The sequence below is a fragment of the Micromonospora sp. DT62 genome (assembly GCF_049847285.1).
Taxonomy (GTDB): Bacteria; Actinomycetota; Actinomycetes; order Mycobacteriales; family Micromonosporaceae; genus Micromonospora; species Micromonospora reichwaldensis.
The window spans coordinates 144,602-157,726 of the sequence record NZ_JBNCOB010000002.1; the positions used below are offsets into that span (position 1 = coordinate 144,602).

Consider the following 13,125-nt stretch of genomic DNA (forward strand, 5'->3'; position numbering starts at 1 on the left):
CGGGTACCGGGGAGGCATGCCGCCTGCCGCCACCGTGACCGCCCGGGCCGCCGTCGCGGTCGACCGCGCGACCGCCGCCCTGACCCGGCTGCGCCGGGCCCGCCTGCTGCATCCCGCGGGCCGCTCGTTCGCGGGCGAGGTCGTCGTCTGGGGTACGTCGGGACCGCCGACCGGGGTACCGCTGCTGGACGGCCCGGGCCGCTTCCGGGCGACCGTCCGGCTCTCCAAGGGCGTGCCCACGCCGGGCGCCTGGCCGGACGTGCTGGGGCTGGCCGTGCGGCTGCACCGCGACGGTGACCGGCCGTTCGACCTGCTGGTCAGCTCCAGCGGGGCCGCGCCGCTGCTGCGGAACCTGCCGCTGCCCCGGCGGCGCTTCGCGGGGACGTACAGCACGATCATGCCGTTTCGCGCGGGCCGGCGGCGGCTCTTCCTGGCCGCGCTGGCCGACCCGGAGTCGCCCGACCTGGGCCGCAGCCTGCCCGAGGTGGCCGCCGCGGCCCGGGCGGACGCGCCGCGCCTGGTGCTCGCGGTCGCGTCCGCCGTCGGGCCGTGGCGTCCGTTCGGGCAGGTCAGCCTCGGTGCCCAGCTCAGCGCCCGGGAGGACGCGGCGCTGGCCTTCGACCCGATCGGCAACCTGCCGCCGGGGCTGCGGGCGGTCGGCCCGATCGCCTGGCTGCGGGAGCACACCTACCGGGGCTCGCGACGGGCCCGGGGGGCCGTGGCTCAGTCGGGGGGCTCGATGGGGGTCACCGTCTGATCGGAGGTGCGCCGCTCCAGCACGGTGTCGGGGGCGGCGTTGCGGTCCTCCTCCCGGAGGTCGGACTCGGCGAGGATGGCCTCCGCCTGCGCGTGGGGGTCGTCGCTGCCGGCCGCCGCCTCCTCCGGCAGCAGGTGTGCGCGGGACTCCACTCGTTCCTGGTCGCTCTGCTCGTGACTCATGACCGCCCACATACCCCGCCGCCGACTCCGGCACGCCGCATGATCGCGCCCGGATGATCGCGACCGGCACCGGCGGCGACGGGCCGCTCAGGAGCGGAACGGTCCGCGCACCTCGTAGGTGACGCCACCGGAGGAGGAGCCGGACGTGCCGCGCTGCGACGAGAAGTAGAACCGGCTGCCGTCGGGCGAGAACGCCGGCCCGCAGATCTCCGACGAGGACTGGCCGGTGATCCGCAGGAACGGGGCGACCACCCCCGCCGGGGTGATCACGTTGATCTCCATGTTGCCGCCGTCCTCGGCGACGTAGAGGTCGCCCGAGCGGGCCCGGTGATGTTGTCCACCCCGGTCAGCGGCGCCGTCCCGGAGACCAGCGAGTCGTCGTACGCCAGGTCGATGCTCTGGTCGACCGCGTCGTAGGCCCAGACCCGGTTGTCGCCCTTGGTGGTGAACCAGCAGGTGCCGTCCGCGTACCAGCAGCCCTCGCCGCCGTTGAACCGCTTCGCCCCGGCGACCTGGTCGCGGGTGAGCGTGGGCGAGCCGTCCGGGTCGGGCACCCGCGCCCAGCTCACCGGGCCGCTGGTGCCCGTGCCGGCGACCAGCACCTCCAGGGTGCCGGCGGAGAGGTCGCCCCAGGTGGTCGGCCGGAACCGGTAGAAGCAGCCGCTGGTCTCGTCCTCCGTGAGGTAGACGACCCGGCGGTCCGGGTCGCAGGCGGCGGCCTCGTGGTTGAACCGGCCCATCGCGGCCCGCCGGGCCCCGGCCCGGCCGCCCTGTGGGTACGTCTCGTAGACGTACCCGCGGTTGACCTCCTCGCCGGAGAGCCAGGTCCCCCCACGGCGTCGCGCCGCCCGCGCAGTTGCGGTTGGTGTTCGACAGGATGCGGTACGCCGAGACGACGCTGCCGTCGGCGGCGAAGCGCACCGCGGACGCCCCACCGGTGCTCAGGATCTCGGAGTTCGAGACGTAGATCCAGCCGGTGCCGGCGACGAAGCAGGCGCCACCGTCGGGCGCGTCGTGCCAGGTGTACGACGTGCCGGGCACCGCCTGGCGGGAGCGGGCGACGACCCGGCTGGTGAAGCCGGCGGGCAGTTGGATGCCGTTGGCGTCGGCCGCGCCGAGCGGCCCGTAGGGACTGGCACCCGGCTGAGCAGGGGCGGCATGGGCGGCGCCGGCCCAGAGACTGCCGGAGAAGGCGGCGGCGCCGCCGACGACGGTGGCACGCAGGACGGTACGACGGTCCATCGGGAACCTCCGGAGGGGCAGCTATCGGTGTCGATGGAACTACCGTCGCACGCATCGATGAAGGTAAACACGAAGCGAGTCTTTCCCGACGACCGGGTGGACCTTCCCGCGCAACCGGGTACGCTGGGCCGCGTGACGCGTTCGTATCGATGGTTTAGGCAGCCGGCTCGCACGCCGGTGACTTCACCATGATCTGACGTCACCACATTCGAGCCGGCCGGGCAGGAGCTCTCGTTCCTGCCCTTTTGCGTACGAGCAGCCGGCTCGACCTGGGCACCGGCCCCGGGGCACGGTCGGCGGAAGGATTCCCACCGTGACCACCCCGGAGACCGTTCGGGTCAGCGATCAGCGGATCGACCGCGTCGTGCCGTTGACCACCCCGGCCCTGCTGCACCACGACCTGCCCCTCGACGACACGCTCGCCTCGGCCGTGCTGGCCGGGCGACGCGCGGTCGGCCGGGTGCTGGACGGCGCCGACGACCGCCTGCTGGTGGTGGTGGGCCCGTGCTCGGTGCACGACCCGGCCGCCGCCCTGGAGTACGCCCACCTGCTCCGCGACGCCGCCGCCCGGGTGGCCGACGACCTGCTGGTGGTGATGCGGGTCTACTTCGAGAAGCCGCGCTCGACGGTGGGCTGGAAGGGCCTGATCAACGACCCCGGGCTGGACGGCTCCGGCGACGTCAACGCCGGCCTGCGTACCGCCCGGGCGCTCCTGCTCGACGTGCTGCGCCTGGGGCTCCCCGTCGGCTGCGAGTTCCTCGACCCGATCACCCCGCAGTACATCGCCGACACGGTGGCGTGGGGCGCGATCGGCGCGCGGACGGTGGAGAGCCAGGTGCATCGGCAGCTCGCCTCCGGCCTGTCGATGCCGATCGGCATGAAGAACCGCCCGGACGGCAGCATCGGCACCGCCGTGGACGCCATCCGGGCCGCCGGCGTACCGCACGTCTTCCCCGGCATCGACGTCTCCGGCACGCCGGCGATCCTGCACACCCGGGGCAACGCGGACGGGCACCTGGTGCTGCGCGGCGGCAGCGGCCGGCCGAACTACGACGCGGAGTCGGTGGCCGGCGCCCTGGCGCTGCTGCGGGCGGCGGGCCTGCCCGAGCGCGTGGTGATCGACGCGAGCCACGCCAACAGCGGTAAGGACCACCGCAACCAGCCGAGGGTGGCCGCCGACGTGGCGGCCCAGCTCGACGCCGGCCAGCGCGGCATCGTCGGGATCATGCTGGAGAGCTTCCTGCTCGCCGGCCGCCAGGACCTCGACCCGACCCGCGAGCTGACGTACGGCCAGTCGGTCACCGACGCCTGCATCGGCTGGGACACCACCGAGGAGGTCCTCAGCCACCTGGCCGCCGCCGTCCGCACCCGCCGCCGCACCCCGGCCCCCACCCCCGCCTGATCCCCACTCCGGCCGGCCCGCCACGGGGGTGGTGGAGACGGACAGTGCCGCCCCCGGGCCCAGGAGGGCTCGGGGGCGGCACCGGTGTCGGTGTGCAGGTCGCCTCTCGGCGAGTGGCACGACGCGGCTCCAGCCGAACGGTATTCCGCGAAGGCAATTAGGTGAGGCCCGGGGACACTGGACACACCGACACCTCATTCAACCAGGGACCCGCCACCGGTGTTCCGACCCGCGCCATGACCGCCGTCACAGCCCCGGCGACCACTCCGCGCACGGCCCGGCGACGTTTCACCGGTTCGGACGCGGGTAGCTGACCGTCGTGACCGACGACGCACCCGTGACGGACGCGCCCGTGATCGAGGAGCCGGACATCCGGCGCCTCGACGACCTCCTCGAGGATCTCTACCACGGCCAGGAGCGGATCAGTCAGGCGGACATCTACCGTCGGGCCGTCGCCGCCGAGCTTCCCGCGCAGCTCCTCACCCGCATGGCCGCCCTGCCCGAGGGCGAGTACGCCGTGGACGAGGTGGCCGACCTGCTCGGCGGTTCGGTCACCTGACGCCCGGCGGCCGGGACCGGCACGGCCCCAGCGGGCCGTGACGACCCGTCGTGGGGCGAGACCGCCGCCCACCCGTCCCCCGGGGGCGGACGGCCTTCCGCACCGGAGGCCGACGAGCAGTGAGGAGAGCGAGATGTCCCACCACGAGGAAGAGCACGAGAAGCTGCCGGCGCTCGGTCAGCCCCCGGAGGGCCGGGACACCCTGCCGGAGCCCGACTTCGCCAACGAGCACGACCGCACCGCGGTCGACCGGGACGTCATCACCGGGGCGGACGCCGACGAGCGCGAGCCGGAGGCCTCCCGCGGCTGGGCCGGCCAGGACCACGGCACCACCCCGACCTGAGGACAGCCACGACGAAGGGGGCCGGCTCAAGCGCCGGCCCCCTCCGTCGTACGTCGTCAGTCCTCGTCGTGGTCGCCGCCCTCGGCGGCCTGCTGGGCCACCGCGTACGCCATCTGGAGGAAGTCCGAGGCGGCCACGGCGGTCAGCGCGGTCGCCACCAGGCGGGTGAGCCGGGGGGCGAGCACCAGGCCGCCGGTGAACCCGGTGGCGACCCAGACGGCGAGGCAGAACGGGCAGCTCAGCAGCTCCCCGATCGCGTGCCGGGTGGAGCTGCCCTGGTCACGGACCTGCTCCATCACCTCGCCGCTGCCGATCGGCTTGTCGTACCGGGTGAACGGCGCCCGCAGGGGGCTCGTCACCGCGTCCTTCGTCAGCAGCCGGCTGAGCTTGTGGGTGGCGATGCTCAGCAGCACCACGTCGGCCGGGGCGGGACGCTCGGGCACCGGGCGGCCGGTCGCCCTGACCAGACCGGCGATGCCGGCGGTCACCCCGGCGTAGGTTCCCATCGCCGCCAGGTACCCGCCCAGCGGCCGGTGTTCGTGCGGCGCGTACGCCTGGCGCAGCCGCGCCACCTTCTCCTTCAGGGCGGTCACCCGGTCTCCTCGATCCTCTCGGGTGCGGTCCGGCTCAGCCGGCTTGCAGGTTGTCGGCCACCTCGCGGGCGAGGCTGTCCAGCGCCTCGTCGGCCAGCCGCTCGTCATCCGGCCCGCCGGTCAGGTCGAGCCGCATCCGGGCGCCACCGGCCTGGGCGGGCTCCACCCGGATCTCCGCCGACCAGTCCCCGGCGGCGCTCCACCGGGCCCGCAGTTCCTCGGCGCTGACCTCGTCCGCCGGGCTGCCGTCGGCCCGCAGCGGCTCGGGCAGCCACGCCGACGCCCGGGCGGGGTCGGTGGCGGTGTTGAACACGACCTCCGGCGGCGCGGACATCCCGCGCTCGGCGGACGCCATCAGGCGTCCCGCAGCCGGTTCGGGTCGACCTCGCGGCCGGGGTGCCGGGCGAGGTACTCGGTCTCCAGCTCGGCGGTGCGCCGCAGGTGGTTGGCGAGCGCGGAGTCCGCCGCGTGGCGCAGGGTGTCGAGGCGGGTCCGGTGCAGGCTGTGCATCTCCCGGATCAGGTCCTCGTCGGCCAGCTCGGCGGGGTCGACGCCGAGCAGCTCGCCGTCGGGCGGATCCGCCTCGCCGGAGGCCCTGTCGTGGACATGGTCGCCGTCCCACTCGGGCATCCGCTGCTCCGGGCTGCCGAAGTCGTCCTGCCGTACCGATCCCGTCATGATCGACCCCCTGCTCTGGTTTGGGCTCGCGTCTAGACGGATGCCCACACCGGAAGGCACCAAACCATCCCCGCACCTACGACGCCGCGTCGGAGACCCCGGCGGCCCCCGGTACTCTCGATGCCATGAAACGGCTCTGGACCCCGGCGTGGATCGCGCGCCACGTGGCCATGGTCGTACTCGTCACCGGTTTCCTGGCGCTGGGCTGGTGGCAGGTCAGCCGGGCCGCCGCCGGCAACGCGATCAGCTGGGGCTACGCGGTCGAGTGGCCGATCTTCGCGGGCTTCGTGGTCTTCGTCTGGTGGCGTGAGGTCCGGCACGCCCTGCGCGGGCCGGCGGCGCCGGCCGACACGCAGGGGGAAGCGTCGACCGCCGCCGGGACGCGACCGGCCGACGCCCCGCAGGCCGCCGCGACGCGCCCGGTCGTACGCCGACCCGTGCGGGTCGCCCGCGTGTCCGCGGCTGCCGGCGGCGGCGAGGACGGCGACCTCGTCGCCTACAACCACTACCTGCAATGGCTGAACGACAACCCGGGCGCCAAGCCCGGTGACTACCCCGGCTGAGGCCGGACGCGAAAGGACGGACGACGGTGGGCGCAGCCCTGACCCGGTACCGAGTCATCGCCTGGATCGTCGGCGTGGCGCTGATCCTGCTGGTCGTGATCGGCATGCCGATGAAGTACGGCTTCGACGACCCGATCCTGGTGGAGACCGTGGGCCAGGCGCACGGCTTCCTCTACATGCTCTACCTGGTGGCCGCGTTCGACCTGTCCCGCCGGGCCGGCTGGCCGCTGAAGCGGATGGTCCTGGTGATGTTGGCCGGCACGGTGCCGTTCGTCTCCTTCTACGCGGAGCGCCGGGTCAGCTCCTGGGTGACGGCGGAGAAGTCCGAGCGCACCCCGGAGCCGGTCGCCGGCTGACGCCGGTCACCGGGTGGGCCGCCACGGGTCGGCCGAGGCGAGCGGGTCCTCCCAGCCGCCGTACCGGTTCATCTCCCGGGCCCGGCGCAGGGCCCGGGTGACCTGGCCGAACTGCCGCTCGTCGTCGCTGCTGAACAGCAGCACCCGTTCGCCCCGGCGCCGGCCCCACAGCTCGTACGCGGGCGGCCGCCACCGGTCCCCCACCAGCGCGACCAGCACCGGCAGCAGGAACACCAGGCCCAGGACGAGGTACGCCCCCGCGGTGAGCCGTTGCAGCCCGCCGGTGAAGCCGAGCAGCAGGCCGACGCCGCCGATCATGGCGCCGGTGACCAGGACGGCCCGTACGGCGACGCGGTCGTGCGGGCCGCGGCCGGTCTGGAGGTGGGTCAGCTCGGTGACCGGCCAGCTGTTGCGGCCGACGGTGAAGCGGTCGACCGTCACGATGATCCCGGGTCGGGCGTAGAGGAGGGTGTTCTTCTGCGCGGTCGTCCGCGATGACCGCGTCTGTCGGGTGGCGCCTTGAGGGTTCACGGTTCTACCTCCCGCGGCTGGTGCCGGGTCGGCTCCCGTCGACGGTCTCGCATTGCCGGTCGGCGGGATTCCCGGCTGCGCGCTTCATTGTGTGACGCACGTGCCAGCCCGGACGGCGATTTCGGCTCGCGTCCGAGGGCCGCGGTCACCTGGCCCGCCGGTTCCGACCGCCGTGTCGGTCTTGTCGGTCATAACGGCTCACGCTCCGACGGCATACGCCGACAACGACGAACGGCACGGATCGCCCGATCGCCGACAATAGCCGCCGCCCGTCGCAGCGAGTCGGAGGAGCTGATCACGCACCGCACCCGTCGTGATCGACAATTTCCGTCACTCGGCCAACATTCGACCCTGCTTCAACTGCGCATCACTCCTGCCCCGGGATAGGTTGTCCCGGTCGGCCCGGTCGATCGCCGTCCACCCGGACGGCACCGGCCCGGTGCCGCCGAGGGCGTCAGCAGCCCGCGGCGGCCGATGGGAGAGGAGCCTTCCGCTCTTGTCGTCCCTCAGGAACACGCTGCGCGCCCTGGCGGTCGCCGTGGTGTCGGCCACGCTGCTCGCCCCGGCCATACCCGCCCGGGCCGAACCGTCCCCCGCCGAGCTGACCCGGCGGATCGAGAATTCCTCCTCCCAGCTGGAACACGTCGTCGAGGCGTACAACAAGCTCCGGGAGGAGATCAAGACCAACCAGGCCGCCGTGGCGCGGGTGCAGAGCCGCATCGGTCCGCTGGAGCAGGAGACCGAACGGAGCCGGGCGGACGTCGGCGAGATGGCGGTGACCGCGTACAAGACCGGCAACAACCTGAGCACCGCGGAGGCGCTGCTGCGTCCCGACGGCGCCGACACCCTGCTCGACCGGCTGAGCATGCTCGACCAGCTCACGCGGCAGCGGCAGGCGAAGATCTCGAACTTCACGGGCAACCAGCGCCGGCTGCTCGACGAGAAGACCCGGCTGGAGGTCACGCTGGGCCGGCAGGCGGCGCAGGCCCGCGAGATGACCGCCACGAAGAAGCGGATCGAGGGCGACCTCGCCGAGCTCTACGAGCTGCGCCGGCAGGCGTACGGCCGGGCCACCGAGAAGCCGGCCGCCCGGTCCGACAGCGCGAAGGAGGCGCCGACGGTCTCCGGCAAGGCCGGCGTCGCGGTGCGGTACGCGTACGGCGCGCTCGGCAAGCCGTACGTCTGGGGCGCCGACGGGCCGAACGGGTACGACTGCTCGGGCCTGACCTCGGCGGCCTGGCGGGCCGCCGGCAAGTCACTGCCGCACAACACCCGGATGCAGTGGGGCGCGGTGGCCCACATCAGCCGCAGCGAGCTGCGCCCCGGCGACCTCGTCTTCTACAGCGGGCTCGGGCACGTGGGCCTCTACGTCGGCGGCGGACAGGTGATCGACGCGCCGAGCGCCGGGCGCAACGTGCTCAAACGGGGCATGAACCTGATGCCCATCCAGGGCTACGGTCGGGTCCGCTGACCCACCGGCAACGCGAACGGCCGGCGTCCCCCTATCGGACGCCGGCCGTTCGCGTTGTTCCTACCCTGCTCAGGCCGCCTGTAGGCCCTCGGCCCGGGCCAGCTCGCGGAGCCGACCGAGCGCCTGGATCTCCAGCTGCCGGATCCGCTCCCGGGAGAGCGAGAACCGCGAGGCCACCTCGGTGAGGGAGTGCTCCCGGCCGTCCTCGAGCCCGTAGCGGGCCCGCATGATGCCGGCCGAACGGTCGTCGAGGTGGTTGAGCAGACCCTCGATCCGCTGCCGCTCCAGCCCCGTCAGGACGATCTCCTCCGGCGACGGCGCGTCGCTGTCGGCGACCAGGTCACCGAGGTTGGTGTCGCCGTCGTCGCCCACCGGGGTGTCCAGCGAGACGGTGTCCTGCGACCAGCGGACCAGCTCGTTGACCCGCTCGACGGTGACCCCGAGGGACGCCGCGATCTGCTCCGGCTCCGGGTCGCTGCCCAGCTCACGGGTGAGCTGCCGGGCCACGTTGCGCATCCGGTTGACGTCCTCGACCAGGTGCACCGGCAGCCGCACGGTGCGCTCCTGCTGGGCGATCGCCCGGCTGATCGCCTGGCGGATCCACCAGGTCGCGTAGGTGGAGAACTTGTAGCCGCGTACGTAGTCGAACTTCTCGACCGCCCGCACCAGGCCGGTGTTGCCCTCCTGGATCAGATCCAGCATGGGCATGCCCGAACGCACGTAGCGGCGGGCGATCGACACGACCAGTCGCAGGTTGGCCCGGATGAACAGGTCCTTGGCCCGCTCGCCCTCGGCGACCAGCCGCTCCAGGTCGTCCCGGTCGGCACCGGCGGGGACGCGGTCCGCGCCGAGCAGGTGCTCGGCGTAGAGGCCGGCCTCGATGGCCTTGGAGAGGTCGACTTCCTTGGCGGCGTCCAGCAGTGGCGTCCGGGAGATCTCGTGAAGGTAGACGCCGACCAGGTCGCGCTCCTCGGCAACCTCGTCGGTTCGCATGCCGATGTTCTTGTCCACGTTGCCCACGGTCCCCTCGCTCGCGCCGGTTGCCCGGTTCCTTGCCATCCCCACGTCCATCAGCCCTCCCCCGTAACTTCCGCTGTGCCCACCGGTGCTGACACCTACACAACAGTTGAGACGCGCCGGGGATTCCATGTCGTGAGTCGAAAGTGTCACGAATGCCTGATAATCCGCTGAGAGCGCGGTCCATGTTTGCTGTCAACACCCGGGTGGCGGCTCTCCGATGGGCACCACGCCAGGGGCGACGGATCGACGTGTCGCCGTGTCCCGGTCCATGGCAGCACCGCCCCGCCCGCAGACGCAGCGACCCGGGTCACCGTCGGGCTGCGATCCTCGTCACTGCGAAGTCACGCACTGGTGGACCGGTCGGTTCATCCACGCCCGTGGTAATACCCCACCCCCCGGTGAACAATCCGCACCGCGGACCCGTGCCCGTACGTGACGGGGATCGCAGGGCGGGGGCGGGGGTGGGGTCGGCTCAGGAGACGAGCAGGGCCAGGGCGCCGCGGACCTGGTCGGCGGAGCGGGCCAGGGCGGCCCGCGCGGCGGACACCTCCACCCCGGAGACGAGCGAGACCAGCGCCACCTTCATGTCGCCGTCGGCCTCGTTGAGCGCCCGCCGGCAGATCTCCTCCGAGCAGCCGGTCGCCTCGATCAGGATCGAGATCATCCGGCCCCGGAGCTTGGCGTTGGTGGCGACCATGTCGATCATGAGATTCGAGTAGACCCGGCCCAGCCGGACCATCACGGCCGTGGAGAACGTGTTCAGCACCAGCTTCTGCGCGGTGCCCGCCTTCATCCGGGTCGACCCGGTGACGACCTCCGGTCCGGTGTCCACCCCGATGAAGACGTCCACCGACCGGGCGGCCTGCGCCTCCGGGTTGGCACAGAGCAGCACGGTCGAGGCCCCCTTGGCACTCGACGCGGCGAGCGCCCCCAGGACGTACGGTGTGCGTCCGCTGGCGGCGAGTCCGACCACCAGGTCCCCGGCCCGTACGCAGTCGGCGGCCTCCGCCGCGCCGCCCCGGTCGTCGTCCTCGGCGTCCTCGACCGCCCGCCACATGGCCTCCGGCCCGCCCGCGATGTGGGCGCAGAACCAATGCCGGGGCGAGTTGAAGGTGGGCGCCAGCTCGGCGGCGTCGAGCACGCCGAGCCGGCCGGAGGTGCCGGCGCCGAAGTAGTGCACCCGGTGCCCGCCGCGCAGGGCGGTCACCGCTAGGTCCACCGTCGCGGCGATCTCGTCGAGGACGGCCGCGACGGCGCCGGGCACCCGCCGGTCCGCCTCGTTGATGACCGTGAGCACGTCCCGGGTCGACATGAGGTCGAGGTCCGCGCTGAGCGGGTTGCGCCGCTCCGTCGGCGCGCCGACCCGGATCACCGGCCGGGCCGTCACCGGGGCCGTCACCTCGTGGGGTTCCACCGCGCCCGCCGTCATGCCCGCCTCCGTCCCGGGCCGACCCGGTGCGACCGGACCGCCTCGGCTGTCGCTTCGAGGGCCTTCCTGGCCCGGGACCGGTTGCGCGCGGCCACCCCGACGAAGAGGCAGTCGACGACGGTGAGCTGGGCCAGCCGGCTCGCCATCGCGCCCGAGCGGTAGGTGGTCTCGCGGGCGGCCGTGGTGAGCACGAAGTCGGCCACCTCGGTGATCGGCGACCGGGGGAAGTTGGTGAGGGCCACCGTGGCCGCCCCCCGGGCCCGCGCCTGTTCCAGCACCTCGATCACGTCGGAGGTGGTGCCGGTGTGCGAGATGCCGACCGCGACGTCGCCCCGCCCGAGCAGCGCAGCCGACGTCAGCGCCGTGTGCACGTCCGGGAAGTAGAAGGCGGTGCGGCCGATGCGGTGCAGCTTCTGCTGGAAGTCCGAGGCGACGAAGCCGCTGGCGCCCGCCCCGTAGACGTCGATCCTTCCGGCGCCCGCGATGGCGTCGACGACCTGCTCGCAGATCGCCGGGTCGAGCTGCTCGGCCGTCTCCTCGACGGCCCGCGCGTCGTTGAAGGCGATGGTCGCGATGATCTGGGCGAGGTCGGCCCCGGGCGGGATGTCGCCGCCGACGACCCGCGCGTCGGGCGGCTCGATCCGGCGGGCGGCCTCGGCGGCGAGCCGGATCCGCAGCTGCGGGTAGCCGTCCATGCCGACCGATCGGCAGAAGCGGATGACGGTCGCCTCGGATGTCTCGGCGACGGTGGCGAGGTCGGTGATGGTCCGACGCGAGGCGGCGGCCGGGTCGGCGACCACCAGCCGGGCGACCCGCTGCTCGGCCGGCGACAACGACGGGAGCAGGCCGCTGATGTGGACGATAAGCCCACCCGGCTCGTGACTCGCAGAAATCTTCGGACTCTTCGCCACGGATGAAACTTACTTTCACGAGGCGTGAGCGTCAACCATGACTGCGCGTATTGAGGAAAGTACCGCCCGCCCGGACATGCCGCTTCGCCCAGCGTGCCATCCGTACCGCCCAGCGTGCCATTCCACGGAGGACGTCGCCTCCCCCGCCGGACCTGCGTGGAGAGGCCATACGGCGCCGTCGGCCCGCACTCGGCCCCGTACAGACGATGCCATCCCGCCGCTTCCCGCGGCGCCCCGTCACCCGGCCGGACCCCGGGCAGCCGGCCCGGGCCGTCGGCTCAGGCGCTCAGCCGGCCGATCGCGACCGGCTCCGCGCCCGACGGCCCGGGCACGACGGCGGATCGCCCGTCCCGACCGTCGGGCGACCGGCCGTCGCGACCGTCGGCGGACGACGCCAGCCAGCCCGCCAGGTGGGCCTGGATCTGCCGGGAGACCTCCTCCGGCGGGCGCCCGGCGTCCACCACGACGAAGGTCGGAAACTCCGGCAGGGTCCGGTACGCGGTGTCGGCGGCGGTCAGGTAGCGCATGCTCTCGTGGTCGGTGCCGCGCTGCTCGATCCGCCGGTACGCCTCAGCGGGATCGACGGTCAGCAGGAAGGTCAGCTGCGGTCGCGGGAACATCCGGTAGCCGGCGCGGGCCAGCCGCTCCCAGCGCTGGCCCCCGTGCGCCCGGATGCTCGCGTACTGGCAGGCGGAGTAGCGGTCCATCACCGCGACCCGGCCGGTGGCCAGGCAGCTGAGCAGGGCGAGGGCGATCGCCAGCCAGCGGAGCACGGACTCCACCGCCAGCATGCCGCTGCGCCCGACGAGCCGCTGTGCGTCCGGGCGGCCGAGGCGGTGCGCGAGGCGGCCCAGCCAGCGCCGCCCGCCGGCGTTGCGGTGGTAGGTGGCGGGGCGGCCCGCCGCGGTGAGCGCGTCGGCGAGCCGGTGCGCCTGGGTGGTCTTGCCCGAGCCGTCGATGCCGATCAGGGCGACGGCGCGCAATCGGGCCCTGCCGCGCCGCGCCCCCGGTGATCTGGACACTCTGCACAGGCTATCCGACCCACGCTCGCGTACCCGGAGATTTGTGCCGTGTCCTCCCGGTTGACC

General features: G+C 73.4%; 16 protein-coding genes and 1 pseudogene. 7 read left to right on the forward strand and 10 right to left on the reverse strand.

All coding sequences use genetic code 11. The annotated features are described in order from the left end of the window. The first annotated feature begins 16 nt into the window (after positions 1–16). Entirely contained in the window at positions 17–757 is a 741-nt protein-coding gene (locus ACPXCB_RS04205; protein ID WP_425872374.1) for a phosphodiesterase, read from the forward strand. Here ACPXCB_RS04205 and ACPXCB_RS04210 read toward each other — a convergent pair. Together ACPXCB_RS04210 and ACPXCB_RS04215 are read right to left on the reverse strand one after the other, a co-directional pair. Then, positions 724–939: a hypothetical protein gene (locus tag ACPXCB_RS04210; RefSeq protein WP_101415193.1), complete on the reverse strand. Its 216-nt coding sequence runs from the start codon at positions 937–939 to the stop codon at positions 724–726. The two genes, ACPXCB_RS04205 and ACPXCB_RS04210, sit on opposite strands and share 34 nt — an antisense overlap. Before the next feature lie 87 nt (positions 940–1,026). Further along, positions 1,027–2,181, reverse strand: a pseudogene (locus tag ACPXCB_RS04215) (alkaline phosphatase PhoX). 304 nt (positions 2,182–2,485) lie between these two features. On the opposite strand from ACPXCB_RS04215, the gene ACPXCB_RS04220 reads away from it, so the two are divergent. The 3 genes from ACPXCB_RS04220 (at position 2,486) to ACPXCB_RS04230 (ending at position 4,485) form a co-directional block, all read left to right on the forward strand. Next, positions 2,486–3,583, forward strand: a complete 1,098-nt coding sequence (locus ACPXCB_RS04220; RefSeq protein ID WP_425872874.1) for a 3-deoxy-7-phosphoheptulonate synthase — start codon at positions 2,486–2,488, stop codon at positions 3,581–3,583. Positions 3,584–3,893: 310 nt separating this feature from the next. Continuing rightward, positions 3,894–4,142: a hypothetical protein gene (locus ACPXCB_RS04225; protein ID WP_207914538.1), complete on the forward strand. Its 249-nt coding sequence runs from the start codon at positions 3,894–3,896 to the stop codon at positions 4,140–4,142. Between the two features lie 133 nt (positions 4,143–4,275). Next, positions 4,276–4,485, forward strand: coding sequence for a hypothetical protein (locus ACPXCB_RS04230; RefSeq protein ID WP_132239399.1), 210 nt, complete (start codon positions 4,276–4,278; stop codon positions 4,483–4,485). A 56-nt stretch (positions 4,486–4,541) separates the two neighbouring features. On the opposite strand, the gene ACPXCB_RS04235 is transcribed toward ACPXCB_RS04230, so the two are convergent. The 3 genes from ACPXCB_RS04235 to ACPXCB_RS04245 are packed head-to-tail and all read right to left on the reverse strand — an operon-like array spanning position 4,542 to position 5,759. Continuing rightward, positions 4,542–5,078, reverse strand: coding sequence for a DUF1360 domain-containing protein (locus ACPXCB_RS04235; protein ID WP_132239401.1), 537 nt, complete (start codon positions 5,076–5,078; stop codon positions 4,542–4,544). A gap of 34 nt (positions 5,079–5,112) precedes the next feature. After that, positions 5,113–5,433, reverse strand: a complete 321-nt coding sequence (locus tag ACPXCB_RS04240; RefSeq protein WP_425872376.1) for a hypothetical protein — start codon at positions 5,431–5,433, stop codon at positions 5,113–5,115. Further along, positions 5,433–5,759: a DUF6158 family protein gene (locus ACPXCB_RS04245; RefSeq protein WP_121400100.1), complete on the reverse strand. Its 327-nt coding sequence runs from the start codon at positions 5,757–5,759 to the stop codon at positions 5,433–5,435. The genes ACPXCB_RS04240 and ACPXCB_RS04245 overlap by 1 nt, the downstream gene beginning before the upstream one ends. Positions 5,760–5,881: 122 nt before the next feature. Here ACPXCB_RS04245 and ACPXCB_RS04250 point away from each other — a divergent pair, with 122 nt between their 5' ends. Then, positions 5,882–6,319 (forward strand): hypothetical protein, encoded by a 438-nt coding sequence (locus ACPXCB_RS04250; protein ID WP_425872378.1) that lies wholly within the window; start codon positions 5,882–5,884, stop codon positions 6,317–6,319. Positions 6,320–6,345: 26 nt separating this feature from the next. Beyond that, positions 6,346–6,675, forward strand: a complete 330-nt coding sequence (locus ACPXCB_RS04255; protein ID WP_425872380.1) for a DUF3817 domain-containing protein — start codon at positions 6,346–6,348, stop codon at positions 6,673–6,675. A 6-nt stretch (positions 6,676–6,681) separates the two neighbouring features. On the opposite strand, the gene ACPXCB_RS04260 is transcribed toward ACPXCB_RS04255, so the two are convergent. Beyond that, positions 6,682–7,206: a DUF6232 family protein gene (locus tag ACPXCB_RS04260; protein ID WP_425872381.1), complete on the reverse strand. Its 525-nt coding sequence runs from the start codon at positions 7,204–7,206 to the stop codon at positions 6,682–6,684. A gap of 496 nt (positions 7,207–7,702) precedes the next feature. Here ACPXCB_RS04260 and ACPXCB_RS04265 point away from each other — a divergent pair, with 496 nt between their 5' ends. Further along, complete coding sequence (locus tag ACPXCB_RS04265) at positions 7,703–8,677, forward strand: NlpC/P60 family protein (protein WP_425872383.1); 975 nt, start codon at positions 7,703–7,705, stop codon at positions 8,675–8,677. Positions 8,678–8,746: 69 nt separating this feature from the next. On the opposite strand, the gene ACPXCB_RS04270 is transcribed toward ACPXCB_RS04265, so the two are convergent. The 4 genes from ACPXCB_RS04270 to ACPXCB_RS04285 all read right to left on the reverse strand — a co-directional run bounded on the left by ACPXCB_RS04270 (position 8,747) and on the right by ACPXCB_RS04285 (position 13,059). Further along, complete coding sequence (locus ACPXCB_RS04270) at positions 8,747–9,736, reverse strand: sigma-70 family RNA polymerase sigma factor (RefSeq protein WP_192581293.1); 990 nt, start codon at positions 9,734–9,736, stop codon at positions 8,747–8,749. 433 nt (positions 9,737–10,169) lie between these two features. Then, positions 10,170–11,126 (reverse strand): N-acetylmuramic acid 6-phosphate etherase, encoded by a 957-nt coding sequence (locus tag ACPXCB_RS04275; RefSeq protein ID WP_425872385.1) that lies wholly within the window; start codon positions 11,124–11,126, stop codon positions 10,170–10,172. Continuing rightward, complete coding sequence (locus ACPXCB_RS04280; protein WP_425872387.1) at positions 11,123–12,037, reverse strand: MurR/RpiR family transcriptional regulator; 915 nt, start codon at positions 12,035–12,037, stop codon at positions 11,123–11,125. The genes ACPXCB_RS04275 and ACPXCB_RS04280 overlap by 4 nt, the downstream gene beginning before the upstream one ends. Positions 12,038–12,315: 278 nt before the next feature. After that, entirely contained in the window at positions 12,316–13,059 is a 744-nt protein-coding gene (locus ACPXCB_RS04285) for a dTMP kinase (RefSeq protein WP_425872389.1), read from the reverse strand. Positions 13,060–13,125 lie beyond the last annotated feature (66 nt).